22 protein-coding genes are annotated in these 26821 nt (G+C 69.2%); 16 read left to right on the forward strand and 6 right to left on the reverse strand.

The annotated features are described in order from the left end of the window. The first annotated feature begins 11 nt into the window (after positions 1 to 11). Positions 12 to 356 carry a YciI family protein gene (locus B116_RS0104310; protein WP_026321498.1) on the forward strand — a complete coding sequence of 115 codons (345 nt, stop codon included), beginning with the start codon at positions 12 to 14 and terminating at the stop codon, positions 354 to 356. Positions 357 to 412: 56 nt separating this feature from the next. Continuing rightward, positions 413 to 1573: an RNA polymerase sigma factor gene (locus tag B116_RS0104315; protein WP_027659309.1), complete on the forward strand. Its 1161-nt coding sequence runs from the start codon at positions 413 to 415 to the stop codon at positions 1571 to 1573. Positions 1574 to 2064: 491 nt separating this feature from the next. On the opposite strand, the gene B116_RS0104320 is transcribed toward B116_RS0104315, so the two are convergent. Genes B116_RS0104320 through B116_RS0104330 form a run of 3 tightly spaced genes read right to left on the reverse strand, consistent with a single transcriptional unit; the run spans position 2065 to position 5250 of the window. Continuing rightward, positions 2065 to 2424, reverse strand: coding sequence for a DUF779 domain-containing protein (locus tag B116_RS0104320; RefSeq protein WP_018721098.1), 360 nt, complete (start codon positions 2422 to 2424; stop codon positions 2065 to 2067). Further along, the gene (gene exaC / locus B116_RS0104325; RefSeq protein WP_027659310.1) at positions 2424 to 3929 is read right to left on the reverse strand and encodes an acetaldehyde dehydrogenase ExaC; all 1506 of its coding nucleotides are present in this window, start codon (positions 3927 to 3929) and stop codon (positions 2424 to 2426) included. Before exaC ends, B116_RS0104320 begins: the two co-directional genes overlap by 1 nt. 40 nt (positions 3930 to 3969) lie before the next feature. Next, entirely contained in the window at positions 3970 to 5250 is a 1281-nt protein-coding gene (locus B116_RS0104330) for a GAF domain-containing protein (protein WP_027659311.1), read from the reverse strand. A gap of 75 nt (positions 5251 to 5325) precedes the next feature. Between B116_RS0104330 and B116_RS0104335 the strand changes: the two genes are divergently transcribed. Next, positions 5326 to 6765 (forward strand): aldehyde dehydrogenase family protein, encoded by a 1440-nt coding sequence (locus B116_RS0104335; protein ID WP_027659312.1) that lies wholly within the window; start codon positions 5326 to 5328, stop codon positions 6763 to 6765. 233 nt (positions 6766 to 6998) lie between these two features. On the opposite strand, the gene B116_RS0104340 is transcribed toward B116_RS0104335, so the two are convergent. After that, positions 6999 to 7970, reverse strand: a complete 972-nt coding sequence (locus tag B116_RS0104340; protein WP_027659313.1) for an NAD(P)-dependent alcohol dehydrogenase — start codon at positions 7968 to 7970, stop codon at positions 6999 to 7001. Between the two features lie 273 nt (positions 7971 to 8243). Here B116_RS0104340 and B116_RS0104345 point away from each other — a divergent pair, with 273 nt between their 5' ends. From B116_RS0104345 to hpf, 12 genes are all read left to right on the forward strand, one after another. Continuing rightward, complete coding sequence (locus B116_RS0104345; RefSeq protein ID WP_027659314.1) at positions 8244 to 9284, forward strand: hypothetical protein; 1041 nt, start codon at positions 8244 to 8246, stop codon at positions 9282 to 9284. A gap of 96 nt (positions 9285 to 9380) precedes the next feature. Then, positions 9381 to 10766 carry a phosphomannomutase/phosphoglucomutase gene (locus B116_RS0104350; protein ID WP_018721092.1) on the forward strand — a complete coding sequence of 462 codons (1386 nt, stop codon included), beginning with the start codon at positions 9381 to 9383 and terminating at the stop codon, positions 10764 to 10766. Between the two features lie 59 nt (positions 10767 to 10825). Continuing rightward, positions 10826 to 11011, forward strand: a complete 186-nt coding sequence (locus tag B116_RS0104355) for a Trm112 family protein (RefSeq protein WP_018721091.1) — start codon at positions 10826 to 10828, stop codon at positions 11009 to 11011. Beyond that, positions 11008 to 12204: an SIS domain-containing protein gene (locus B116_RS0104360; protein WP_027659315.1), complete on the forward strand. Its 1197-nt coding sequence runs from the start codon at positions 11008 to 11010 to the stop codon at positions 12202 to 12204. Before B116_RS0104355 ends, B116_RS0104360 begins: the two co-directional genes overlap by 4 nt. A gap of 43 nt (positions 12205 to 12247) precedes the next feature. Continuing rightward, positions 12248 to 13219: a cation diffusion facilitator family transporter gene (locus B116_RS0104365; RefSeq protein ID WP_027659316.1), complete on the forward strand. Its 972-nt coding sequence runs from the start codon at positions 12248 to 12250 to the stop codon at positions 13217 to 13219. Positions 13220 to 13222: 3 nt separating this feature from the next. Then, a complete protein-coding gene (gene manA, locus B116_RS0104370; protein WP_027659317.1) occupies positions 13223 to 14386 on the forward strand; it encodes a mannose-6-phosphate isomerase, class I in 1164 nt (387 codons plus the stop codon). A 274-nt stretch (positions 14387 to 14660) separates the two neighbouring features. Continuing rightward, positions 14661 to 16151 (forward strand): adenosylhomocysteinase, encoded by a 1491-nt coding sequence (gene ahcY, locus B116_RS0104375; protein ID WP_018721087.1) that lies wholly within the window; start codon positions 14661 to 14663, stop codon positions 16149 to 16151. Positions 16152 to 16480: 329 nt separating this feature from the next. After that, a complete protein-coding gene (gene mtrA, locus B116_RS0104380; protein WP_011904877.1) occupies positions 16481 to 17170 on the forward strand; it encodes an MtrAB system response regulator MtrA in 690 nt (229 codons plus the stop codon). Positions 17171 to 17182: 12 nt separating this feature from the next. Continuing rightward, entirely contained in the window at positions 17183 to 18922 is a 1740-nt protein-coding gene (gene mtrB / locus B116_RS0104385) for an MtrAB system histidine kinase MtrB (protein WP_033667284.1), read from the forward strand. After that, positions 18919 to 20688 carry an LpqB family beta-propeller domain-containing protein gene (locus tag B116_RS0104390; RefSeq protein ID WP_027659319.1) on the forward strand — a complete coding sequence of 590 codons (1770 nt, stop codon included), beginning with the start codon at positions 18919 to 18921 and terminating at the stop codon, positions 20686 to 20688. Before mtrB ends, B116_RS0104390 begins: the two co-directional genes overlap by 4 nt. Positions 20689 to 20694: 6 nt before the next feature. Then, on the forward strand, positions 20695 to 21399 hold the full coding sequence (locus B116_RS0104395; RefSeq protein ID WP_033667285.1) for a ComF family protein: 705 nt from the start codon (positions 20695 to 20697) through the stop codon (positions 21397 to 21399). Positions 21400 to 21644: 245 nt separating this feature from the next. Next, complete coding sequence (hpf, locus tag B116_RS0104400) at positions 21645 to 22271, forward strand: ribosome hibernation-promoting factor, HPF/YfiA family (RefSeq protein ID WP_026321493.1); 627 nt, start codon at positions 21645 to 21647, stop codon at positions 22269 to 22271. A gap of 173 nt (positions 22272 to 22444) precedes the next feature. Here hpf and B116_RS0104405 read toward each other — a convergent pair whose 3' ends face one another. Both B116_RS0104405 and B116_RS28590 read right to left on the reverse strand, forming a co-directional pair. Then, the gene (locus B116_RS0104405) at positions 22445 to 23572 is read right to left on the reverse strand and encodes a GNAT family N-acetyltransferase (RefSeq protein WP_027659321.1); all 1128 of its coding nucleotides are present in this window, start codon (positions 23570 to 23572) and stop codon (positions 22445 to 22447) included. Continuing rightward, positions 23569 to 23703 (reverse strand): hypothetical protein, encoded by a 135-nt coding sequence (locus B116_RS28590; RefSeq protein WP_263404857.1) that lies wholly within the window; start codon positions 23701 to 23703, stop codon positions 23569 to 23571. The genes B116_RS0104405 and B116_RS28590 overlap by 4 nt, the downstream gene beginning before the upstream one ends. A 167-nt stretch (positions 23704 to 23870) precedes the next feature. Between B116_RS28590 and secA the strand changes: the two genes are divergently transcribed. Beyond that, complete coding sequence (gene secA, locus B116_RS0104415) at positions 23871 to 26786, forward strand: preprotein translocase subunit SecA (RefSeq protein ID WP_018721080.1); 2916 nt, start codon at positions 23871 to 23873, stop codon at positions 26784 to 26786. Positions 26787 to 26821: the final 35 nt, after the last annotated feature.

The raw sequence follows: 26821 nt of genomic DNA on the forward strand, positions 1-26821 counted from the left end.
AGGAGGATTTCATGGCCAAGTACCTGATCTTGATCTACGAGTCCGAGCAGGTGTGGGAGAACGCCAGCGAGGAGCAGTGGCAGGCCGCGATGGCCGAGCACGAGCGGTTCACCCTGCAGGTGCCTGAACAGGGGGGCAAGATCCTCGGTGGGGAGGCGCTCCAGCCGACCAGCGCCGCCACGACGGTCCGTGGCGACATGGTCACCGACGGCCCGTTCGTCGAGACAAAAGAGGCCCTCGGTGCCTACTACGTGGTCGAGGCCCGTGACCTCGACCATGCCATCGCGTTGGCCAAGCTCTGCCCCGCCGGCGCCGGCGGCGTGGAACTCCGCCCGATCATGGAGGTAGACGGCTGAACAAGACGAATATCGCGCGAGCTGTCGCCGATACGCACCGTCGCGAGTGGGCTTTCGTGCTCGCCGCGACGGTGCGCGTCACCGGCGACCTCGACCTCGCCGAGGAGTGCGTGCAGGACGCGTACGTGATCGCGCTCGACGCCTGGCTGCGCGACGGCGTCCCGGACAACCCCGGCGCATGGCTGACGACGACCGCACGGCGGCGGGCCCTCGACGGCCGCCGCCGCGAGCGCACCCTGCGCGCCAAGCTGCCGCTGCTGGTCGAACCCGAGGAGTCCACGGTGGAGGACATCATCGACGACCGGCTGCGCCTGCTCTTCACCTGCTGCCACCCAGCACTCGCCCGGGAGGCACAGGTCGCGCTCACGCTCCGGCTGGTCTGCGGGCTCACCACGGCCGAGATTGCTCATGCGTTTTTGATCTCCGAGGCGACGATGGCGGCCCGGATCACCCGGGCCAAGAAGAAGATCGCCGCGGCCCGGATCGCCTACCGCGCGCCGGCTCCCGAGGAACTGCCGGACCGGCTGGACGCGGTACTGACCGTGGTGCACCTGCTCTACACCACCGGGCACACCGCCCCGGCCGGCGACCGGCTGGTGCGGGTGGACCTGGTGGAGAAGGCGTTCGACCTGGCCCGGATGCTGCGGACGCTCATGCCCGATGAGCGGGAGGTACGCGGGCTGCTGGCTCTGCTGCTGCTCACCGACGCCCGCCGGGCGACCCGAACGGCTACCGACGGGCGGCTGCTTCTCCTCGCCGAGCAAGACCGCGGCCAGTGGGACCGGACCGCGATCGCCGAGGGCGCGGCGCTGGTCCCGGGCGCGCTGCGCGGCGGGGCCGGCCGTTTCGCGCTGCAGGCGGCCATCGCGGCGCTGCACGCCGAGGCACCGACCTACGAAGACACCGACTGGCGCCAGATCGTCGGCCTGTACGACGTGCTCCTGACGGTCTGGACGTCACCGGTGGTGGCCCTGAACCGGGCGGTCGCTGTGTCCATGGCGGACGGACCGACCGCCGCCCTGGCAACCATCGAGGCGCTGGACGCCGACGGCCGGCTCGCCGGCTACCGGTACCTGCCGGCGACTCGGGCCGACCTGCTGCGGCGGCTGGGCCGGCACACCGAGGCGGCGGCAGAGTACCGGCAGGCGCTGGAGCTGACCGACAACGTAGCCGAACGCGGGTCCCTTCGACGCCGTCTGGACGAGGTCAGCCGCTAGGGCTGCGCTGCTCACGGCCAGCCGCCGCACCCGGACGGTCACCTCCGTTGGATCCCTGCTGCCCACCTAGACGAGTAAGTCCGCAGTCTGGACTGACGCAAGGATTCAGCCTGCCGTTCGAGCGGACCAACGGTGAGTCCTCCGCCCGTATGGCCGGCTCGTCTCCGGGCGCGCCGACCATCACCTGGTCCTGGGAGCGACCGACCAGTCATCCGCCCTGACTGGTCGAGGGGCACAGCCAAGGTACGGCCGAAATGGGGAATAGGATGATCTTGGGGATGTGAGGGATACTTGAGCTGGTGCCCCTGAGCTGGTGCCCCTGAGCTGCGTCCCGAGCTGGGTTCGCGGGAGTTGGTGCCCTGCGGTCTGGTCGTGTGGGTAGGGGCGGGGTCAGTCAGTCCGGCTGTCGGTCGTTGTTCGACGGGGTATGTCGTTTGGTCGATGCGGTCTGTCGTTACTCGACTCTGCGCCGTCGGTGCCCGACCTGGGCCTCATTCGTGGTCGCGGCGGGCGAGGGTGGAGCGGATGAGGAAGCGCAGGCCCTCCGGGGCCTCGAGGGAGAATCCGCTGCCCCGGCCGGGAACCACGTCGATCGTGAGCTTCGTGTGCTGCCAGAGGTCCCACTGGGCGCGCGAGATCCAGAATTCGACTGGCTCTGGCACGCCACCTACCGCCAGCGCCGCCAGCCGAATGTCCGACGAGCCGGTGCGGAATTCGCCCGCGGGGTAGCACATCGGTGCGCTGCCGTCGCAGCAGCCACCGGACTGGTGGAACATCAACGGCCCGTGCTGCTCCCGCAGCGACCGGATCAGCTCGGCCGCTGCGGGGGTCACGGTGACCAGGTCGCTCATCAGAAGAAGCCCAACTTCTTCGGGGCGTAGCTGACCAGCAGGTTCTTGGTCTGCTGGTAGTGGTCCAGCATCATCTTGTGGTTTTCCCGGCCGATCCCGGACTGCTTGTACCCGCCGAACGCGGCGTGTGCGGGGTACGCGTGGTAGCAGTTCGTCCAGACCCGCCCTGCCTGAATAGCCCGTCCTGCCCGATATGCCGTATTGATGTCCCGAGTCCAGATGCCGGCACCGAGTCCGTACAAGGTGTCGTTGGCGATCTTCACGGCGTCGTCGAGGTCAGCGAAGGAGGTCACCGACACCACCGGGCCGAAGATCTCCTCCTGGAAGACTCGCATCGAGTTGCTGCCCTCGAAAATCGTTGGCTCGACGTAGTACCCACCGGACAGCTCACCGCCCAGCTCCGCTCGTGCGCCACCGGTCAGCACCCGGGCGCCTTCCTGCCGGCCGATGTCTAGATAGGAGAGGATCTTTTCCAGCTGGTCGTTGGACGCCTGCGCGCCGACCATCGTCGCGCTGTCCAACGGGTGTCCCGGCCTGATCTCCCGGGTCCGCTCGACGGCCGCCGCCAGAAAGTCGGCGTAGTGACCCTGCTGGATCAGCGCCCGCGACGGGCAGGTGCAGACCTCGCCCTGGTTGAGGGCGAACATGGTGAAACCCTCGAGCGCCTTGTCGCGGAAGTCGTCCGGCGCGGTGCTGACGTCGTCGAAGAAGATGTTCGGGCTCTTGCCCCCCAACTCCAGGGTGACCGGCTTGATGTTCTCGCTGGCGTACTGCATGATCAGCCGCCCGGTCGTGGTCTCGCCGGTGAACGCCACCTTGGCCACTCGGGGAGAGGACGCCAGCGGTCGACCCGCCTCGACCCCGAAGCCGTTGACCACGTTGACTACACCCGGCGGCAGTAGGTCGGCCACCAGGGACAGCAAGTAGTGGATCGACGCAGGTGTTTGCTCCGCGGGCTTGAGCACCACCGCGTTGCCGGCGGCGAGCGCCGGGGCGAGCTTCCAGGTTGCCATGAGCAGCGGGAAGTTCCACGGGATGATCTGCCCGACCACACCGAGCGGCTCGTGGAAGTGGTACGCGACCGTGTCGTCGTCGATCTCGGCGAGGGAGCCTTCCTGGGCCCGGATCACGCCGGCGAAGTAGCGGAAGTGGTCGATCGCGAGCGGAATGTCGGCGGCGAGTGTCTCACGGATCGGCTTACCGTTCTCCCAGGTCTCCGCGATCGCCAGGGCCTGCAGATGCTCCTGCATCCGGTCGGCGACCCGGTTGAGGACCAGGGCCCGGTCGGCGGCCGAGGTGCGTCCCCAGGCCCCGGCGGCACCGTGCGCGGCGTCGATGGCCCGCTCCACGTCCTCGGCGGTACCCCGGGCCACCTCACAGAAGGGCTGCCCGGTCACCGGAGTCGGGTTCTCGAAGTACCGCCCGCCATGCGGCTTGACGTACTCGCCACCGATGAAGTGGTCGTAGCGGGACTGCCAGTGGGTGGGCGCGTCGTAACGCGTCATGGGAACCTCCGCCGTCAACGAGGAGTGGACGGCGTCGACCCTATTTTTCTCGACGTTGCAGCGACGTTGCACGCGGGACGCCGTACTCCCGGGCGAGCTGGCGGGCCCGGGCCAGGGCGAGCGGCCGACGCGGGGCACCCGGCGGCAGTACTCGCGCCAGGGTCTCCCAAGCGGTCAGGTCGTCGGCCCCGGCGGGGGTCGCGGTCCAGGAGACGAGCAGGGCTGGATCCGCGGACGCCAGCACGGCCGCCCGGAGCTGGCCGTCGACCAGCCGGCGTAGCCGGGCCACTCCTGGCGCATCCGAGCCGGGCAGCAGACTCCCGGAGTACGCGTCGATCCCACCCGCCGGGTCACCCCGTTCCAGCCGGTCGGTGACGGTACGGAAGTCGGCGCGTACTCGACAGCGCAGCCGGTACGGGCGAGAGTCGAGCAGCTCCGGGCCGAGTACGCGGCGTAGCCGAGACAGTTCGGCCCGGAGAGTGACGGGATGCAGCCGATCCTCGCCGTACAAATCGAGGGCGAGCTGTTCCCCGGTGCGCCCCTTCGGGTGTTCCACCAGTAACACCAGCAGTTCGCTGTGCCGTCGGCCCAGCCGGATCCGGCGGTCGCCGACCCGTAGCTGGGCCTCGTCCCGGCCGAGCGCGGTCACCTGCACCATGTCCGGCTCGACCGGGGTCATCCCGGCAAGGAACGCCTCGGCGGCCCGGGCGGTAGCCCGGACCAGCGCTAGGCTCTGCGGAGTGGCAAGGTGATCGCCGCCGGTGATGTCGACCGCCCCGAGAATTCGACCAGTGGCCGGATCGTGGATCGGCGCGGCGGCACAGGTCCAGCGCTGGACGCGGCGGCTGAAGTGCTCGGTGGCGAAGATCTGCACACTGTGGTCCAGAGCGAGAGCGGTGCCGGGCGCGTTGGTGCCAGCGTGCGTCTCGTCCCAGCGGGCCCCGGGCACGAAGTTCATCTGCTCGGCCCGGCGCAGTAGCCCCGGGTGTCCCTCCACCCAGAGCAGCCGGCCGTGGATGTCGCAGACCGCCATCAGGTGTGCGCCGTCCTGGGCGATCCCACCGAGCAGATCCCGGAAGATTGGCAGCACCGGGGCCAGCGGGTGCCCGGCCCGGTAGCTTTCCAGCTTGTCGTCCACGAGGTCAACGGGCGGGGTGCCCTCCGGGTCGAGCGGCATCGACCGTTCCCATGATCGGCGTACCACCTCCCGCACCTGCCCTGGTGTCGCCCCGGTGAGAAACGCCGTGTGGGCGGCACCCACCTGCGCGATCCGCTCCGCCGGATCGACGCCGATTTCCAGGGCGAGCCACGGGTCAGCCATGGGTGACCTCCTAGCGCCCATCGTGACGCAGCTCACCCCTCATCGCCAAGCGGAATCTCGTCTACGCTGCTCGATGTGGAGTCCGTAGCCTTCCATGTCGCCTCCCGCCCTGCCCATGGTGAGCGGGAGCTGACCGTGCGCCATCCGTACGACGGCCGTGTTGTTGGGCGCACCACCTTCGCCAACGGCGATCAGGTCGAGGCCGCCGTCGCGGCGGCAGCCGCGGTGGCACCGACGGCCGCGGCCCTGCCCGCCTACCGGCGTGCGGCGGCCCTGGAGCACGTCTCGCGGCGGCTCGCTGAGCGGGCCGACGAGGTGGCGGCACTGATCACCGCCGAGAACGGCAAGCCGGTGATGTGGGCGCGCGCCGAGGTGCGGCGGGCGCTCGCGACGTTCCGGTGGGCCGCCGAGGAGGCCCGGCGCTTCTCCGGGGAGCTGCAGCGCCTGGACACCGACTCCGCCGCCGCCGGCCGGCTGGCTCTGGTCCGGCGGGCACCGCGCGGCCCTGTGCTGGGGATCTCCCCGTTCAATTTTCCGCTGAACCTGGTGGCGCACAAGGTCGCGCCGGCGATCGCGGTCGGCGCACCGATCGTCGTCAAGCCGGCCCCGGCCACTCCGCTGTCCGCGCTGCTCCTCGGTGAGCTGCTGGCCGAGACCGACCTGCCGGAGGGCATGTTCTCGGTACTGCCGCTCCCCAACGAGCAGGCCGCCGGCCTCGTCGCCGACCCGCGGCTGCCGGTGGTGTCGTTCACCGGCTCCGGCCCGGTCGGCGCGGCTATTCGCCGGTCGATACCGGAGAAGCACGTCACCCTGGAGCTGGGCGGCAACGCGGCCGTGGCGATCTGCGAGGACTGGAGCACGGAGGAGGATCTGGCCTTTGCCGCACACCGGATCGCGACGTTCTCGAACTACCAGGCCGGCCAGTCCTGCATCGCGGTGCAGCGGGTTTACGTACACGAGTGGCTCTACGACGGGTTTCTGCCTCGCCTGGTCGCGGCGGTGCGGGAGCTGCGCACCGGTGATCCCTCGTCCGAGCTGACCGAGGTCGGTCCGCTCGTCTCGGAGTCAGCCGCCCGCCGCGTCGAGGCGTGGGTGGACGAGGCGGTCGCGGCGGGCGCCACCATCGAGGTCGGCGGGCGCCGGATCGGTGCCGAGTTCCCGCCCACGGTGCTGTCCGGAGTGCCGAGCGACGCCAAGGTCAGCGCCGAGGAGGTGTTCGGGCCGGTGCTGGTGGTCGCCCGGGCGAGCAGCGACGACGCCGCGTTCGCCGCGGTCAACGACTCGGCGTACGGGTTGCAGGCGGGCGTTTTCACCCACCGGCTGGACACCGCATTCCGCGCTGGACAGGTCCTGGAGGTGGGCGGGGTGATCGTCGGGGACGTGCCGTCGTACCGGGCCGATCAGATGCCGTACGGCGGGGTGAAGGGCTCTGGCGTCGGTCGGGAGGGGGTGCGTAGTGCGATGGACGACTACACCGAACCCCGGGTCTTGGTCCTCGCCGGCATCGCCGGCTAGCTCGGTCTTCGGTCCGGGGCAGTTTCCCGGTGACGCGGGCCCGGGCCCGGGCGCGTGGGGGTAGGCCTGGAGCCCGGCCGCCGCCGCCATTCGTAGTGCGCGGTGACCGAGCTGTGCGTGTCGGCTCCCCGCGCGATGGTGCCGCAAGGAACATGCCACGGATCGACAGGGCGAGGTGCTAGGCCTCCGTTTCGCTGGCCGAACGGCTGCCCTCTCCAGGTGAGATCATGTTGTTAGTCGTCCTCAATTGTGATCACGACGTTGCCGACCTTGTGCCCACTGTCGACGTGGCGGTGGGCCTCTGCGATCTTGGACAGTGGATAGGTACGGTCGATGATGATCTGAAGGCGGTCCTCGATGAGCAGTTCCCGCAACGCGGCCAAGGCCGCGTGCTTGTCTACCGACATCCTGGTCCGTACCCGTGGTCCTCTGATCAACGCGGTGGCGGCCGCGAGTAGGGTGTTCACCGCCAGGTTGGTTGTCGGCAGGTAGCAACCGCGAGGTGTCAGCACAGACCGGCATCGAGTGAAGGAACTGCCGCCCACGACATCGAATATCGCATCGTAGCGTTCGCCGCTGGTAGTGAATTCTTCGACAGTGTAATCGAAGACGCGATCGGCACCGAGTTCCTCGACCAGCTTGGCATTCCGGCCACTGCACACGCCGTGTACGACTGCGCCCAGGTACTTGGCCAGTTGGATAGCGTACGTGCCGATGCTGCCGGAGGCGCCGATGACCAGCACCTTCTGGCCGTTTTGCACATTCGCTAGATCATGTAGGAAATGCCAAGCGGTGGTGAATCCATCGACAGTAGCAGCAGCATCCGTGTACGCCACGTTCCCCGGCATCGTAGTAAGGGAGGCGCGCTCCGACAGGCACTTGTACTCGGCGTTCGCGCCAACGCCGAAGCCGGTGAAACCGAAGACCCGTTCACCGACACGCAACTGCCGAACCGCCGGCCCGACCGCCGCGATGTCGCCGGCAAACTCCAAACCGAGCACCCGGAAACCTCTGCGAGGACGGCGAAGACCGATGATTACCCGCCCCCAGTCAGGTTTTCCTTGGCGCATTCCACATTCAGCGGAGGTAACCGTGGTGGCGCGTACCCGGATCAAGACCTGATCTGCCCGCGGCACCGGGGTCGGCAAGTCGACTTGAGTGAGCGTGTCGGGCGTACCGTATGCATCGAACTTGACAGCTCTCATGCGCACCATGATGGGGCAGCCACGCTAACCTGAGCCACCATCCGCTTCATGCAGCTTCTGATCGGTCTGATGGCCGTTCGCCTCCCGTGGGGATAGGCCGTAGTGGTGGTGTTGGTGGTGGTGGGTCGATAGGCGGATGTCACCAGCGGAGCGCCGGTTGTGTCACCGCCAGGTCGGGTCGCCCGAATGCCGCTGCGGGGCCCTGCAGGGCCGGTTGCGCTCTGAGTCTGGTAGTAGCCTGACCGGCGACCCCGGTAGGGGAGAAACGGTGAGGTGATCATGGCGGTTTGGCGGTCCACGGCACGGCTCGTAGCGGTCTGCGCGGGTGCTGGCACCCTGCTGGCGCTCGGTGTGTCGCCCGCGCTGGCCGCCGAGGACACGGTGCGTGTCAACGCGGCCGGGAAGTTCAAGGCCGGTAACTCGGCCGAAGAGGTCGTTCTCGAGGTACGCAAGCGCACCCAGGGTTGCGTGCAACTGCAGGCCGCGCTCACCCTGTACCTCGACGGCCTCCGGGCGGATCAGGTACGGGTGCAGGTCAACGCCGGGGGTAGGTGGCTTCCGGTGGAGCTCGCCGCCGGTCAGGGTGGGGTGGCCACCGCCCCGACGTCACCAGAGAACCCACAGCTCTGCAAGGGCAAGCGCGTCAAGCTGCGGTACGAGGTGGCCTTCGCCGCGGACACGGTGAACGGGCAGCTCGCCGTTGTCGGTGAGGCCATCAGCGCGGACGGCCAGGTAATAGGTCGAGATTCCGACTCCGCCAAGGTGACCGGCGGTAGCCCCGCCGCGGCCCCGACGTCCACCGCCGCGTCGGTGCCGACCGTCGCGGCGACAGAGGCCGCAACTGCGGCGGCGTCGACGGCCGTTGACGCCGTAACCGATCCGGAGGACGACGTCGACAGCGCGGCACCGGCCGAGTCGTCCGGCGGTTCGGGCTTCCTCTACGCCGGCCTGGCCATGGTCGCGCTCGGCGTCGTCTTAATCATTCTGTTGGTCCGGCGGTTCCGGGAGGACCGGTCGGCCCCCGCCGGCGATGCCCACCCCGTTGGGTTCGGATATTCCGGCCCGGCTCAGCCGCCGGTCCCCGGGCGCCCGGCGACGCCGGGTCTGTACGGCAGCCCGGCGACGCCGGGTCGGTATGGCAGCCCGGCAACGCAGCGACCGAACCCGGGGCTTTACGGCACCCACCCCGATAGCGCGTCGCCGATGTCGGGCGGACCGGGCACCCCGCCGGTACCCCCGGTTCCCGGCCAGCGCGGGCCCGCCGCGCCGGCGCCGGACGACCGCACCCGGTTCATCCCCCGCTTGCCGGACTGAGCTCGGTACCGTCAGCTCTTCGGCTGGGCCGGAGCGATCATCCATGCTCCGATACGCTCAGGCCGTTGACGACGCCAGCGCGAGGAGCGGAGCACGGTGACTGACCTGTCCCAGATCGTGAAGGCCTACGACGTGCGTGGGGTGGTGCCGCACCAGTGGGACGAGCAGGTCGCCGAGGCGCTTGGTGCCGCCTTTGCCCAGGTTCTTAACGCTGGCGGGGAGCCCGGTGACGCGGTGTTGATCGCGCACGACATGCGGGACAGTGGCCCCGGGCTCGCCGCGGCCTTTGCCGCTGGCGTCCGAGCCGCCGGCCGGGCGGTCATTGAGCTGGGCCTGGCCTCGACCGACATGCTGTACTACGCCTCCGGGTCGCTCGATCTGCCGGGGGCGATGTTCACGGCGAGCCACAATCCGGCCGAGTACAACGGCATCAAGATGTGCCGCTCGGGGGCGCGTCCGATCGGGCAGGACAGCGGCCTAGCGGAGATTCGGGCGCGGGCCCAAGCGCTGCTGGATGCGGGTGCGGCCCGGCCGGTGGGTGCGCCGAGCGCACCGGTCCAGCAGCGCGATCTGCTCGCCGACTACGCGGCCTACCTGCGCAAGCTGGTCGACCTGACCCAGATTCGACCGTTGAAGGTCGTGGTGGACGCCGGAAACGGCATGGGCGGCTACACGGTCCCGACGGTGCTCGGCGACGCCGCGCTGCCGGCGTTGCCGCTCGAGATTGTGCCGCTCTACTTCGACCTGGACGGCACCTTCCCTAACCACGAGGCGAATCCGCTGGACCCGAAGAACCTGGTCGACCTGCAACGGGCAGTGCGGGCCGGGGGGGCGGATATCGGCCTGGCCTTCGACGGCGACGCCGACCGCTGCTTTGTGGTGGACGAGCGTGGGGAGCCGGTGTCACCGTCGGCGATCACCGCGCTGGTCGCCACGCGGGAACTGGCCAAGCACCCCGGCTCGACGGTGATCCACAACCTGATCACCTCGGTTGCCGTGCCGGAGATCGTCCGGGAGAACGGTGGGAAGCCGGTCCTGTCCCGGGTCGGGCACTCGTTCATCAAGGCCGAGATGGCCAGGACCAACGCCATCTTCGGCGGGGAGCACTCCGCGCACTACTACTTCCGGGACTTCTGGTTCGCCGACACCGGGATGCTCGCCGCGATGCATACCTTGGCGGCGCTGGGCGAGCAGTCGTTGCCGCTGTCGGTGCTGGCCGGAGAGTATGAGCGGTACGTCGCCTCCGGCGAGATCAACTCTACGGTCGAAGACCAGGCGGCGCGGGTGGCCGAGGTGCGGGCCGCGTACCCGGACGCGGAAGTCGACGAGACCGATGGCCTTACCCTGCGCTTCGCCGACCGCGCCTGGTTCAACCTCCGAGCCTCCAACACCGAGCCGTTGCTGCGGCTCAACGTCGAAGCCCCGACCCGGGAACGCATGGCCTCGCTCCGCGATGCGGTGCTTGACCGGGTTCGCCGATAAGATCCCGTGCGCCGGTCGGCGCCACCGACCGGTAGCCCAGAGGTGGAAGGAGCCGCGCCGTGGCCCTGGATCCGCAGTTGCTGGAGATTCTCGCCTGCCCGGACACACATCACGCCCCACTCGACTATGACGCCGAGGCACAGACGCTCACCTGCACCGAGTGCGGTCGGATCTTCGAGGTCCGCGACGATGTGCCGGTGCTCCTGCTGGATGAGGCGCGCGGCGGTCCGGCGGAGCAGTCGTGATCGACGGCACGGCCGGGGTCAGCGGCCACCGGGAAGTCGACGAGGCCCGGCTGGACGATCTGGACGCACTCGCTGAGCGAGATCCGGGTGGGATGCTGCGGCACATCGCCTCCGGTGGGGCGCAGGTCCGCGAGTCCGCCGCCCTCACCGCCGAGGCCAACCTGTCGGTGCTGGCCGATGAGGGGCGTCCGCGCGCGGTTGTCATCGCTGGGATCGGCACGGCCGGGCGGACCGGGGATGTGCTGGCGACGGTCGCCGGGCCGCGCTGCCCGGTACCGGTGATCCCACATCGCAGTGCGGGCGTGCCCGGCTGGGTGGGCGCCGCCGACGTGGTGATCGCGGTCAGTGCCTCTGGCCGCAGCCCGGAGGCGCTTGGGGCGGCTGAGGCGGCCCATCGGCGGGGTGCCCGCCTGGTCGCGGTCGGTGCTCCGGACTCCCAACTGCAGTCGGTTGCGGAGCGGGCCCGAGCGCCGTTCATCCCGGTACCCCGACGGGCCCCGGCGCGGGCGAGCCTCTGGGCACTGACCGTGCCGGTGCTGCTGGCCGCTCGGATGCTCGGCCTGGTCAAGGTCAACGAGGCGGATCTGGCGGAGACCGCCGCCCGGCTGGACGCCGAGGCTGATCGGTGTCGGCCTTCCGCCGAGTCCTTCGTCAATCCGGCCAAGTCCCTCGCGCTGGGGCTGGCCGGCTCGATCCCGATCGTCTGGGGGTCGTCGCCACTGGCTACTGTCGCGGCCCGCCGCTTCGGTGACACGCTTTCGGCGAACGCCCGGTACCCGGTTGTCTCCGGAGCGCTCGGCGAGGCCGGTCGCGGCCGGGTCGGCCTGCTCGACGGTGTCTTCGGCGGGCTGGTTGAGGGGGAGCGGGACATCTTCGCCGATCCCGACCTGACGGCGGTGGTGGGGACGCGGCTGCGGCTGGTGTTGCTGCGCGACGGCGGCCTCAACCCGGAAGACGACGCCGACGAGCCGCTCGCGGTTGAGGAACGGCGCGCCGACGCGGTCCAGACCCTCGCCGAGCGGCGGGGGGTGCGCGCTGACGTGGTCACCGCCGAAGGCGGCTCGGCGTTGGAGCGGCTCGCCTCGCTGATCGCGGTGCCGGACTTCGCCTCGATCTATCTCGCCCTGGCGCATGGCCTGGATCCGATGGCCGTTCCCGCGGTCACCGAGATGAAGGAGTTGGCCAATCAGTGAGCGCGGGTAGGGTCGTCGCGACCCAGCGAAGTGGGGCCGGGACGTGAGCGCCAGCGGCGGGACGCGGGCAATCATCGCCGCGCTGTTGGCCAACACGGGCATCGCGGTAACCAAGTTCGTCGCGTTCTTACTGACCGGTTCGTCATCGATGCTGGCCGAATCGATCCACTCGGTCGCAGACGCCGGCAACCAGGGCCTGCTGCTGCTCGGTGGGCGGCGGGCGAAGCGGGCCGCTACCCCACAGCATCCGTTCGGGTACGGCCGGGAACGCTATATCTACGCGTTCATCGTCTCGATTGTGCTGTTCACCGTCGGCGGCCTCTTTGCCCTGTACGAGGCGTACCACAAGTGGTCGCACCCGGAGGGCATCGAGAGCTGGCAGTGGGTTCCGATCGTTGTCCTGGTGAGCGCTATCGTCATGGAGACGGTTTCGTTTCGGACCGCGATCCAGGAGTCGAATCGTGTCCGTGGAAAGCAGTCCTGGGTGCGGTTCGTGCGGCGCGCCAAGGCCCCCGAGCTGCCGGTGGTGCTCCTGGAGGACCTGGGTGCGCTGGTCGGTTTGATCTTCGCGCTCTTCGGGGTCGGCATGACCCTGGTCACCAACGATGGCCGGTGGGACGCCGCCGGCACCGCCATGATCGGCGTTCTGCTGGTGGTGATCGCGGTCATCCTCGCGATCGAGACCAAGAGCCTGCTCCTCGGCGAGGGCGCCGAGGAGCACGAGACCCAGGCAATCGAGAAGGCGATGACCGCGGGTGGAGAGGTCGAGCGAATCATTCACATGAAGACGCTCTATCTCGGCCCCGAGGAGTTGATGGTGGCGGCGAAGATCGCCGTCACCTCGGTTGGCAGCGCCGAGGAGTTGGCCCGGGGCATCAACGCGGTGGAGGCAAGGGTCCGCGCCGCCGTGCCGACTGCCCGCGTGATCTATCTGGAGCCGGACGTCTATGTCGCGTCTGGTGCTGAGCGGACCGAAAGTGAACCCGGCGAGAATGTCGGGCTGTCTGGGGGTTGACCCATGGAATTGTTGTACGGGCCGATCCGAAACTATGCCTGGGGCTCTCGCTCGGCGATCGCCACCCTTCAGGGGCGACCTTCGCCGAGTCCGGAGCCGGAGGCGGAGCTGTGGTTGGGCGCGCATCCGGGCGCACCGGCCAGCGTGGACCGGGACGGGACCCGGGTCAGTCTGGTCGAGTTGTTGTCGGCCGAGCCGGGGCACTGGCTGGGCCAGCAGGTCGTTGATCGGTTTGGCGTTCGGCTGCCGTTCCTGCTCAAGGTCCTCGCCGCCGATGCGCCACTCAGTCTTCAGGCCCATCCCGATCCGGAGCAGGCCCGCGTCGGCCACGCCGCCGACGCGGCGCGGGAGGCGGGGCAGCGCAACTACGTTGACCCGTTCCACAAGCCGGAGCTGCTGGTGGCGCTGACGCCGATGGAGGCGCTTTGCGGGTTCCGTGATCCGGCGGAGTCCGCGGAGGTGCTTGCCGCCTTCGGCGTACCGGCGCTGGAGCCGGTGGTGGCCGCCTTGCGGACCGGAGCCGCGGGTCTCGCCGACGCGGTACGTCTGCTGCTGACCTTCCCCACCGATCAGCGCGCCGGACTGGTGGCGGCGGTGGCGTCGGCGGCGGTGGATAGTCCGGACGCGCGGCTGGCCCGGTCGCTCGCCGACAGCTACCCGGGCGATCCCGGTGTGCTGGTGGCGCTGCTGCTCAACTGGGTGCGGATCGCGCCGGGGGAGGCGATCTGGATGCCGGCCGGGAACCTGCACGCATACCTGCGCGGAACCGGCGTGGAGATCATGGCGGCGAGCGACAATGTGCTGCGCGGGGGGTTGACGCCGAAGCGGATTGACGTCGACGAGCTGTTGCGGGTGCTGCGGTTCGAGGTGTTGGACGATCCGGTGGTGCGTCCGGTGCCGGTCGCGCCGGGGGTGGTCTGCTGGCCGGTGCCGGTGGACGACTTCGCGTTGTACCAGGTCCAGGTGGACTCGGATCGGGCGGAGGTGACGGTGCCGCTGGTGGGGCCGCGGGTGGTGCTCTGCAGCGCCGGTGCCCTCACCGTGGACGACGGCGCCGGGTCGGTGGAGCTGGGGCCGGGGCAGGCCGCGGTGAGCCCGGCTGCCGCCGGCGAGTTGCGGATCGCAGGTACCGGCGAGGCGTACGTGGCGAGCGCTGGGCTGCGTTGAGCCGCACGACGGGCAACTGTATGTCCGACTTTTCCGGAATAGCTTGACTCGCCCGGATAGCAGTGTGACCCTTTAGGCACACAGCGTTGTCGCGACGACGGTCTCGGGGGCGTGTGGGGAACCAAACCGGGGGGATGTGCGGGGCGGTCGGACCAGGGACGGAGCTTTCGTTTCGGGGTCGACCGCCTCGTGCGCTGTCCAGGGAGGGGCGCGGTCGACCGGTACGCGCGCGTAAGGTGTTTATCGCGCTGCACATCGTCGACAGGAGTACTTCATGACCAGCACCCTTCCGGCGTCCGCCAGCGGGACGTCCCAGCCCACCACCGTCTCCGACGGTGACTACAAGGTTGCGGACCTGTCGCTTGCTGAGTTTGGGCGCAAGGAGATTCGGCTCGCGGAGCATGAGATGCCGGGCCTGATGGCGCTTCGGCAGGAGTTTGGGCAGTCGCGGCCGTTGGCTGGTGCGCGGATTTCGGGTTCCCTGCACATGACCGTGCAGACGGCCGTGTTGATCGAGACGTTGGTGGCGTTGGGGGCGCGGGTCCGCTGGGCGTCGTGCAACATCTTCTCCACCCAGGACCATGCCGCTGCCGCCGTGGTGGTGGGTCCGGAGGGCTCCCTGGAGGCGCCGGCGGGAGTGCCGGTATTCGCCTGGAAGGGCGAGTCGCTGGAGGAGTACTGGTGGTGCACTGAGCAGGCGTTGACGTGGCCGGGTGACGAGGGTCCGAACATGATCCTCGACGACGGTGGCGACGCCACGTTGCTGGTGCACAAGGGCGTCGAGTTCGAGCGGGCCGGTGCGGTGCCGGCAGCGGGCGCCGGTGACAGCGAAGAATTCACCATGGTTCTTGACCTGCTGCGTCGGTCGCTGGAGCGCGACAGCGGAAAGTGGACCCGGTTGGCGGACGGCATCCGTGGCGTGACGGAGGAGACGACCACGGGTGTGCATCGCTTGTATGAGATGCACCGGGCGGGGTCGTTGCTGTTCCCGGCGATCAATGTTAATGATGCGGTAACAAAGAGCAAGTTCGACAACCGGTATGGGTGTCGGCATTCGTTGGTCGATGGGATTAACCGAGCTACCGATGTGTTGATCGGTGGCAAGGTCGCGGTGGTAATTGGCTACGGCGACGTGGGCAAGGGGTGCGCGGAATCGCTGCGTGGCCAGGGGGCCCGCGTGGTGGTGGCCGAGATCGACCCGATCTGTGCGCTCCAGGCGGCGATGGACGGCTACCAGGTCGCCACGGTGGAAGACGTGGTGGAGACCGCCGACATCTTCATCACGGCGACCGGTTGCTTCGATGTGATTACCAACGAGCACATGGCGCGGATGAAGCACCAGGCGATCGTGGGTAACATCGGGCACTTCGATAATGAGATCGACATGGCGGGGCTGGCGCGTCGCACCGATGTGACGCGGGAGAACGTCAAGCCGCAGGTGGATGTGTGGCGGTTCGATGACGGGCACGCAGTGATTGTGCTCTCGGAGGGACGGCTGCTGAACCTGGGCAACGCGACCGGCCACCCGTCGTTCGTGATGTCCAACAGCTTCGCCGACCAGACGATCGCGCAGATCGAGCTGTTCACGAAGACCGACGAGTACCCGACGGGCGTGTACGTGCTGCCGAAGCACCTGGACGAGAAGGTCGCGCGGCTGCACCTGGACGCCTTGGGCGCGCGGCTGTCAACGCTGACGAAGGAGCAGGCGGCGTACCTCGGGGTGCCGCAGGAGGGTCCGTTCAAGCCGGACCACTACCGCTACTGAGTCGCGACGCCCAGAACGGTTAGGTGTCTCGTGGGCTGGCCGGCACCGCCCGACCGGGCGGTGCCAGCCAGCCCCGGGGCGGCTGTTGCTTCACGCCGCCAGCCCGGGGTTGGTGCCGGAATCCGCGTTCGGTGCTGGCGCCGGTGGGCGTACCCAGGGATCATGGTGGCAGGCTGATCCGATCAGCTGACCGCGCGGCAGACGGTGACGTCTGGGCCGCGGGGGCGCTGGGTTACGGCGGCCGACGGCATCGGTGCCAGCGGACGTGGATCCCGCTACGGAGGCGGACGTGGATCCCATGACGGAGATGGGGATGGAAGATTAATCCCATGAGAGCTCGGGTACTGGTGGTTGACGATGATCCCGCCCTCGCCGAGATGCTGGGCATTGTCCTGCGCAGCGAGGGCTTCCTGCCTTCGTTCGTGGCCGACGGCGAACGTGCCTTGGCCGCGTTCCGGGAGAACCGGCCGGACATCGTGCTGCTCGACCTCATGCTGCCCGGCATGAGTGGCATCGACGTGGCCCGGTCGATCCGTGGCGAGTCGGGCGTACCGATCGTCATGCTGACTGCCAAGAGCGACACGGTTGATGTCGTCCTGGGGCTGGAGTCCGGGGCGGACGACTACGTGGTGAAGCCGTTCAAGCCGAAGGAGCTGGTGGCCCGGATGCGGGCCCGGCTCCGCCGGGGTGAGGATGCCGCCCCCGAACTGCTCACCATCGGTCCCCCGGGCAACCAGATCACCATCGACGTGCCGGCGCATACCGTCAGCCGGAACGGTGAGGAGGTGAAGCTCACGCCGTTGGAGTTCGACCTACTGGTCGCGCTCGCCCGCAAGCCGCGGCAGGTCTTCACCCGGGAGGTCTTGTTGGAGCAGGTTTGGGGGTACCGGCATGCCGCCGACACCCGCCTGGTCAACGTGCACGTCCAGCGACTCCGGGCCAAGATCGAGCCAGATCCGGAGCGCCCGGAAATCATCCTCACCGTGCGCGGCGTGGGCTACAAGGCGGGTACCGGATAACCTGGCCACACTGTGGCCGACTCTCTGGTTCCCGATCCCACCACGACCGGCTCCCCGCGCCGCCTCGCCGCCGGGGAGCTGTGGCGTGCTGTGGGCGGGTGGGGCGCCCGGCTGCACCAGGCCTGGCGGCGCTCGTTGCAGGTGCGGGTGGTGACCATCACGCTCCTGGCCTCCAGCCTGCTGGTTGGTGGCTTCGCGTATCTCATCGCAGACAAGATCACTAGCATCCTGCTGGAGAACGCCGAGGCCGATGTGCAGGACCGGCTGAACAGCGGCGCGGCGTACGCGGCCAAACAGCTCGGGTTGTATCACAAGCCGCAGGAGGCGCAGTTCCAGGAGACCGTGGACGGGACGGTGAACTACCTGGCCGGCGGCGATCCCCAGCAGGCGACCGGGGTGGTTGTCGCGCTGATCGCGGATAGCGCCGAAGGGGTGATCCAGCCCCGAACCGCCCCGGCGGTGAACAACTTTGGTTCGTTGATCAGCCCGGAACTGCGCGCCACCGTCGCCGGGGGTGAGGTGGCCAGCCAGATCAGCACCGGCCGCCTCGGCGAGACCGATACGAAGTATCTGGCCTATGGCTCGCCGGTGCCGACCCAATTCGGTCAGGTCGAGCTCTACTACCTCGTTCCCTTGACCCGGCAGGACGCCACCGCTGCCGATGCCCGGGCGACCGTGGTCGGCACCGGTGTCGCACTGGTGGTGTTGCTCGGGCTGCTCGCCGCCCTGGTCACCCGGCTGGTGGTGACGCCGGTCCGGGTGGCTGCCCGGACGGCGCAACGTCTCTCCGCCGGCCTGCTGGACCAGCGGATGGCCGTCAACGGCGAGGACGATCTGGCGCTGCTCGCCGAGTCCTTCAACCAGATGGCGACCAACCTGCAACGGCAGATCCTTCGGTTGGAGGAGATGTCGCGGCTGCAACGCCGCTTTACCTCGGATGTCTCGCACGAGCTGCGGACTCCGTTGACCACGGTCCGAATGGCCGCAGATTTGATCTTCACCGAACGGGATGGGTTCGACCCAGCCGTGGCCCGGAGCGCCGAGCTGCTTCAGACGGAGCTGGACCGGTTCGAGGAGTTGCTCACCGACCTGCTGGAGATCAGTCGATTCGATGCCGGCTTCGCCGCGCTGGACGCCGAACCCACCGACCTGGTGCCGGTGGTGCACCGGGTTGTGGGCCGGCTGGCCGGTCTCGCCGAGCGGGTCGGGGTCGCCGTCGAGCTGGATCTGCCTGGTGGCCCGGTCATCGCCGAGGTCGACCCGCGTCGCGTCGAGCGGGTGCTGCGGAACCTGGTCGGCAACGCCGTCGAGCACGGCGAGGGCAAGCCGGTGCGGATCACCCTGGGGGTGGACGAGACCGCGGTGGCGGTCACTGTGCGCGATCGCGGGTTGGGGCTCAAACCCGGGGAGGAGAAGTTGATTTTCAACCGGTTCTGGCGGGCCGACCCGTCCCGGGCCCGACAGACCGGGGGCACCGGGTTGGGCCTGTCGATCAGCCTTGAGGACGCCCGGTTGCACCGCGGGTGGCTGGAGGCGTGGGGCGCACCAGGGCAGGGCGCCCAGTTCCGGCTCACCCTGCCGGCGCGGGCCGGCGACCGGCTGACCTCGTCGCCGCTGCGACTGGTTCCCGCTGACGCGCGGCTGCCTTGTGGCGGCCCACGGGAGGGTGGACTGCTCGCCATCGGTCAGGGCAGCGCGGGGGCACTGGCGGTCGATCCCGCACCAGCCGACGGTGTGGAGGCCCGCCCGTGAGCCGCCAGTCGCTCGTCGGCCTGCTCGGTGGCGTGCTACTCGTCACCGTGGCCGGCTGCGGGATCCCGGGAGAGACCGAGGTGCGCATCGAGGGTCCCGGCCCGGCGGCCGAGACGGGTACGAGTAGCGGGGGCCGGTTCGCGCCGCCAGCTCGTACCGCGGCGGACAGCCGGGAGGAGTTCATCGACAACTTCCTCGCTGCCGCGGCCGGGGAGCCGGATGGGGCGTACGACCGGGTGAGCGAGTTCGTCCTCCCCGAGGACCGAGCCCGGTTGTCGCAGAAAGAGGGGAGCGAGGTCGCGCTGACCGTGGTGCGGCTGATCGAGGAGCCGGTTATCGTCCCGGGGCCGGAGGAGGTCCAGGTCACCCTCACGGTGCAGCAGGTCGGGCAGCTGACCGCCGACGGGGTGCTGGCGCCACCGGAGGCCGCTCCGGCGACGTACGACTTCGGTCTGCGTCCGTTCTCCCCGGAGGGCGGGGACGAGATCGAGTGGCATGTGACGGATCCGCCGAACGTGCTCCTGCTCAGCGTCGATGCGCTGCAGCAGTACTACAAGCCTTGGACGATCTATTTCTGGAGTTCGGACCGGCTGCGCCTGGTGCCGGACCAGCGATACCTGGCTCGCGCCGTGTCCGATGACCGGCTGGTCAGCGAGGTGGTTCGGTGGCTGGTCGGAGGCCACTCCGCCTGGCTGAAGCGAGCGGTCAGCGGGTTGCCAGACGGCACCAACCTGATCAATAACGCCACTCGGACGGACGACCGCTGGGAGGTCAACCTGGATCTGGCCGGTGCGGACCGCGCCCGGCTGCATCTGCTCGCCACCCAGCTCGTGTGGTCGCTGCCGGAGCTAACCGGGCAGCTCGAGTTGAAGATCCGTAACCAGTCGTATCTGATCATCGAGGATGTGGGGCAGCACCGGCAGCTGAATCCGCTGTATCGGGTCGAAGCCATCCCACAGGCGTTCTGCATCTACGAGGGCGCGATCCATTCCCTCGGCCCAACGGCTGTGCCGGTGGCGCCGGTCGAGAACGAGCGGGTCCTCTCAGCCGGAATCAGCCGCTCCGGGCAACGCATCCTCGCGGCACTCGCGGTTGACGCCGGGGGCGGGCGGCAGCGACTCGCGGTCGAGGTCGGCTCCGCCCCCCTCACCTCGTTCAGCGCGAGTCAGGAGACGTTCCGGACGGTGAGCCGCCCGCTCTGGCTGCGGTCGGCGCAACCGCAGCGGCCGATCGGCCTGGTCGTCGCCGACGGTGGGCTGTACCGCTTTGACGAGGAGGCCAAGCTGGAGCCGGTGCAGCTGAGCCTCGGGGGCGTGGCAGCGGTGGCCGCTGCCCTGGATGGGCATCGGCTGGCGCTCGTCAGCGGTGGCGAGCTCTATCTGGCGACGGTGGTTCATGATGGGGACACGCTCGCCGTCGGGCCGCCCCGCCGGATTCACACCTCCCTCACCGGGTTAACCGCAGTCGACTGGTACGGCGAGAACAGTCTGGTCGTGGCTGGCTCGAAAGGCGGCAAACGGGTGCTCTACGAAGTCGGAGTGGATGGGGCCCGGGAGACCAAACTGCATGTCACCGGCGCCATCGTCACGCATCTGGCGGCGTACCCGGGGCATCCGGAGGCCCCGTACGGCACAGTGATGTATGAGGCCAACGATGTGGCGTACCAGGGCTTCCCGATTAAGCGGATCACCCCGGACCAGGTCCGGGACCTCGCGCCGAACGACGCCCAGACCAGCGACCCGTCCGCGCCCCTCCTGCTGTTCTGATCAGTGATGCAGGGCCTGGGTCGAGTCGTCCAGGATCTTGGCGCACTAGTGCTGCCGGTGGAGTGCGCCGGATGTCGGGACCGGCGACCCGGGCTGCGGAGAGGTGTCTGCCCCAGGTGCGTCGCGGCCCTGGGCGACCTGCGACCGCGGTCGGTACGTCCGATTCCGGCTCCGGAGGGGTTGCCCCCCTGTGTGGCTCTCGGCCCCTACGCGGGCCCGCTGCGCGAGGTGCTGCTCGCGTACAAGGACCATGGCCGGCATGGGCTGGCCCGGCCGCTGGGCGTGCTGCTCGCCGAGGTGGTGGCGGTCGCGGTCGGCCCGGTGCGCCCGGTGCTGCTGGTGCCGGTGCCGGACACGCCGGCCGCGGCCCGCGCCCGGTACGGCGACCATCTCGGCCGGTTGGCCCGGCACTGCGCGGACCGGCTACGGCGGGCCGGCTGGCCGGTTGAGGTCCGTTCCGCGGTGCGGGCGCTGCCCCGTCCGGACTCGGTGACGCTGGACAGCGCGGGCCGGGCTGCGTCGGCCGCCACGGCGTTTCGGACCCGACGCCGGTGGCGGCCGACGCCGACGGGTGCGGCGCTCGTTGTCGTGGATGACATCGTCACCACCGGTTCGACGCTCGCCGCGGTGAGTCGGGTGCTGACCGCGACCGGTCGGACGCCCTCGGTTGCGGCGGTGCTCGCCGCGACCGAGCGGAGGCGTCACCGGTAACGGATCGTGATTTCTTTCTCCCCCCTTGGTGAACGATTCAGGAAAAATCCTGGACTGTCCTGAAAACCAGGGGTGACGGTCGGCCGAACAAGAGTTAGCGTTCTGCTGTCGGGGGAAGGAGGAGTTCTCCCACCTCCCGGCGGTGAAGGGAGGCGTAGCCGCACTGACCGGTCGACGCAGAGTGGGACCGTCCCGAGGGCGTGACCGGGTACCGCAGTAACGACCATCCGAACGAGGGAGGTCACGTGGACATCGTGGTCAAGGGCCGGAACGTCGAAGTTCCAGATCATTTCCGGGTGCACGTAGCGGAGAAGCTAGCCAAGATCGAACGCTACGATCACAAGATCATCCGGGTTGATGTTGAGCTGTTCCATGAGCGCAATCCGCGTCAAGCGGACCACTGCCAGCGAGTGGAGATCACCTGCGTTTCCCGGGGCCCGGTGATGCGGGCCGAGGCGGGCACGAGCGACTTCTACAGCGCGCTCGACGCGGCCATCGCCCGGCTGGACGCCCGGATGCGTCGGGCGGCCGACCGCCGTCGGGTCCACCGCGGCCGGCACGCCCCCATCTCCGTCGCCGCTGCCACCGCCAAGCTTCCGGTGACCGACCTGGTCGCCGGCCCCCTGTCCTCCGAAGGCGCGACAGCGACAGCGGTTGCCGAGCGGGCCGAGGAGGAACGCGATGACCAGCCGTGGCACATCGCGCGGGAGAAGGTCCACCCCGCCGAGCCGATGACCATTGACGACGCCCTGTTCCAGATGGAGCTGGTCGGGCACGACTTCTACCTGTTCCAGGACAAAGAGTCCGGTCGGCCCAGCGTCGTCTACCGGCGGCACGCCTACGACTACGGGATCATTTCTCTGGCCGTCTGACGCCCCAGGTACGGGTCGGGGCGCACCGGACAGGTTGTGCTGGTGTCGTCCGCACCGCGCTGGCGCACGTACGACCTTCGGCTCCGCCACATCGGCGGCCGGCGGCGGCGTGGGTTGCGGAGGCTCGGCGGGGCAGCGCTTCCGCTGACCGGGCCCGGGGCCCGGTCAGCGGCTCAGCGTGCTTCGGGTAGCTCCGGGAGGTCGCCGGGGAGCAGGCCGAAGAGCGTGCTGTCCGTACGGTGGCCGTCGCCGGCGGGGAAGCGCCCGCGCACCCGCCCCTCCCGGCGGAACCCGGCCCGTTCCAACACCCGCTCCGAGGCGACGTTGCCGGCGTGGGTGTCCGCCCAGATCCGGCCGAGCTGGACCTCGGCGAATCCCCATTCGGCGAGCAGTCGGACCGCGCGGGTGGCGTACCCGCGTCCGCGCCAGGCAGCCAGCAGGCCGTAGCCGATCATGCCCTGGTGGAACTGTGGACTGTCGAGGACCAGTTGGCAGAAGCCGGCGGTGGTCCCGCTGCTTGCGTCGATGATGGCCAGGTTCGCGACCTGGTCCCGGAGCCAGCGGGACTGCACCTCCCGGCAGTTCCGTTCGATGTCCGCCCGCCGAGGCGGCTCCGGTGGCACCAGGACGGCGACCGTCTCGGGCCGGGTTTGCAGGTGGTAGAAGGCCTCCGCGTGCTGCGGGCCGCGCGGCCGGAGCTCCACCACGCCGTCGGTGAGCCGGCCGTCGGGCAGGTCCGGCAGCAACCGCGGAGCTGGTCCCGGGGGATCGCCGGCGAGCCGCGCCCAGGTGAGCAGATCAGCCCGTTCGCCGTCCCGGCCACGGCTGGCCAACCGGCGTACGCCCTCGGGGCGGAAGCCGGCGGCCAGCGCCACCCGCTGGCTGGCGATGTTCTCCGGGACGGTGAGGAGCTCCAGCCGGTGCATTCCGCTGGCGAATGCCTGATCGGCGAGGGTCTGGGTCGCCGCCGTGGCGACGCCGCGTCCCCGCGCCCACGGGGCGACCCAGTAGCCGATCGCCGCCTCCTGTCGGCTGGGGGCCGGGTCGTTCAGCCCGACCGTGCCGAGGAGTCGGTCCGTTTCGCGGTCCGCGATGGTGTACGCGGCCCCACCGCCGGCCCAGGCCGCGGGCGCCCCTTCGGTGATCCACCACCGGGCGTCCGCCTCGGTGTACGGCGACGGCAGCGCTGGCAGGAAGTGCTGGACCAGCGGGTCGGAACAGGCGGCTGTGGTGTCGGGGATGTCCTCGAGGCGGGACAGGCGCAGCCGGATCCCGGGCCCGTCGATGGTCTCCGGCGTCATGCCGCCTCCAGTTCGGCCGCGGTGTCGATTGGTCCGGTTGTGGCCTCGACCCGTCCGGTTGCGGTGTCGATCCGGGTTCCCCGCTCCGTGGACAGGTCCTCGTCTGGAACAATGATCTTGATTCGTCTCACCCGATTCATCGTGCCGGATCGTTCGCCCACGGCGTAACCGGATTAGGCCCTCCCGCTCGGACCGGGCGCGTTATGTCCGCTTCGACGGAACGGACCTTGCCACCAGTGACCATCGCCGCGATGGAGCGCCTACGATGGTTCGAGACTGTCTAGGGGAGCGTTGATCCGTGTCGATTCTGGAAAAGGTCCTCCGTGCGGGCGAGGGGCGCCTGGTGCGCCGCCTCAAGGCGATCGCCGCCGCCGTCAACTCGATTGAGGACGACTACGTCAACCTCACCGACGACGAGCTGCGGGAGCTGACCGCGCAGTTCCGGGAGCGGCTGGAGGACGGCGAGACCCTCGATGACTTGTTGCCCGAGGCGTTCGCGGTCTGTCGCGAGGGCGCCGCCCGGGTGCTTGGTCAGCGACCGTACGACGTCCAGGTGATGGGCGGCGCGGCGCTGCACTTCGGCAACATCGCGGAGATGAAGACCGGTGAGGGGAAGACCCTCACCTCGGTCATGCCGGTCTACCTCAACGCGCTCTCCGGCAAGGGCGTGCACGTGATCACGGTCAACGACTACCTGGCCGAGCGGGACGCCGCCTGGATGGGCCGGGTGCACGAGTTCCTCGGGCTCACCGTCGGCGTCGTGCTGCCCAACCGGCCCGCCGCCGAGCACCGCGCCGCCTACGAGTGCGACATCACCTACGGCACCAACAATGAGTTCGGCTTCGACTACCTGCGCGACAACATGGCCTGGTCGAAGGAGGACCTGGTCCAGCGGGGCCACAATTTCGCCGTCGTGGACGAGGTCGACTCGATCCTGATCGACGAGGCCCGTACCCCGCTGATCATCTCCGGCCCGGCCGAACACTCCGCCCGTTGGTACGGCGAGTTCGCCGCGGTGGTCGCCCGTCTCCAGCCGGGCAAGGACGGTGAGGGCGACTACGAGGTCGACTATGCCAAGCGTACGGTCGCGGTGACGGAGCGGGGAGTCGGCCAGGTCGAGGACCGGCTCGGTATCGACAACCTCTACGAGTCGGTCAACACGCCGTTGGTCGGTTACCTGAACAACGCGATCAAGGCGAAGGAGCTCTTCAAGCGGGACAAGGACTACATCGTCAGTGAGGGCGAGGTCCTGATCGTTGACGAGTTCACCGGCCGAATTCTGCACGGGCGCCGCTACAACGAGGGCATGCACCAGGCGATCGAGGCCAAGGAAGGGGTGGAGATCAGGCAGGAGAACCAGACCCTCGCCACCATCACCCTCCAGAACTACTTCCGCCTCTACACGAAGCTCGCCGGGATGACCGGTACCGCCCAGACCGAGGCGGGCGAGTTCAACAAGGTCTACAAGGTCGGGGTAGTGACCATCCCGACGCACCGGCCGATGGTCCGGGAGGACCGCTCCGACGTCATCTACAAGACCGAGAAGGCCAAGTTCAACGCGGTCGTCGACGACATCGTCGAGCGGCACCACGCCGGCCAGCCGGTGCTCGTCGGCACGGTCTCGGTGGAGAATTCCGAGATTCTCTCTCAGCTCCTGCGCCGTCGGGGCATTCCGCACTCGGTGCTGAACGCGAAGTTCCACGCGAGTGAGGCGGAGATCGTCGCCCAGGCCGGTCGCAAGGGCGCGGTTACCGTCGCCACGAACATGGCCGGCCGCGGCACCGACATCCTGCTCGGTGGCAACCCAGAGTTCCTCGCCGCCAACGAGCTGCGTCAGCGTGGGCTCGACCCGGCCGAGCACGAGGAGGAGTACGCCAAGGCGATGGAGGAGGTCCTGCCCACCTGGAAGCAGGCCTGCGACGTCGAGGCGGAGGAGGTCTCCGCCGCCGGTGGCCTCTACGTGCTGGGCACCGAGCGGCACGAGTCCCGGCGCATCGACAACCAGCTGCGCGGCCGGTCGGGCCGTCAGGGTGACCCGGGCGAGTCCCGCTTCTACCTGTCGCTGCAGGACGAGTTGATGAAGCGTTTCCGCTCCGGCGCCGTCGAGGCCGTCATGGAGCGCTTCAACATCCCGGAGGATGTGCCCATCGAGTCCAAGATGGTCACCCGCCAGATCAAGACCGCGCAGGCGCAGATCGAGTCCCGGAACGCCGAGATCCGCAAGAACGTCCTCAAGTACGACGAGGTCATGAACAAGCAGCGGCTGGTGATCTACGCTGAGCGGCTTCGGGTGCTCAACGGCGAGGACCTGTCGGACCAGGTCCAGAACATGATCAACGATGTCGTCGAGGCGTACGTCCGTGGTGCCACCGCGGAGGGCTACGCCGAGGACTGGGATTTCGAGCAGCTCTGGTCCAGCCTCAAGCAGCTCTACCCGATGGGCATCACCATCGAGGAGTTGGAGGAGGAGGCCGGCGGGTCCCGAGCGAGCATCGATGTCGACTTCCTGCTCAGCCGGCTCAAGGAGGACGCGCACGCCGCGTACGAACGCCGCGAGGAGCAGCTCGGCACGGAGGGCGTCCGCCAGCTCGAGCGGATGGTCCTGCTCCAGGTGATCGACCGCAAGTGGCGTGAGCACCTCTACGAGATGGACTACCTCCAGGAGGGCATCAGCCTTCGGGCCTACGCCCAGCGGGACCCGGTGGTGGAGTACCAGCGCGAGGGCTTCGACATGTTCGCCACCATGATGGACGGCATCAAGGAGGAGACGGTCGGCTTCCTCTACAACCTGGACGTGCAGGTCCAGGAGCCGGAGCCGGCGGCCGACGAGGTTAAGCTCCTGGAGAAGCCGGTCGAGGTCCGGGCCAAGGGCCTTGGTCGTGCGCCACAGCAGCAGGGCCTGCAATACTCCGCGCCGACCATCGACGGGGAGGCCGGGCGCGGCTCCGTCGCCGTTGAGCGGGCTGACGAGGCGGCGCCGCAGGAGGAACGGCCCGCCATGACCGCTCCAGCCGCTCCCGGGCAGACCGCTCCTACCGCCCCGCAACGGCAGGGCGGTGGTGCGCGTGGCCACGCCGTCGCTGCCGGCACCGCCCGCCGCGCGGCGCCGGGGCAGGCCGAGGGTGGCAACGGGCCGTCGCGAAACGCGCCGTGTCCGTGTGGCTCGGGCCGTAAGTACAAGCGTTGCCACGGCTCGCCTAACGGCGGCGCCTGATCGACCTGCGCTGAGCCTGTATGCACGCGTTGCGT

The organism is Salinispora fenicalii (assembly GCF_000514815.1).
Taxonomy (GTDB): Bacteria; Actinomycetota; Actinomycetes; order Mycobacteriales; family Micromonosporaceae; genus Micromonospora; species Micromonospora fenicalii.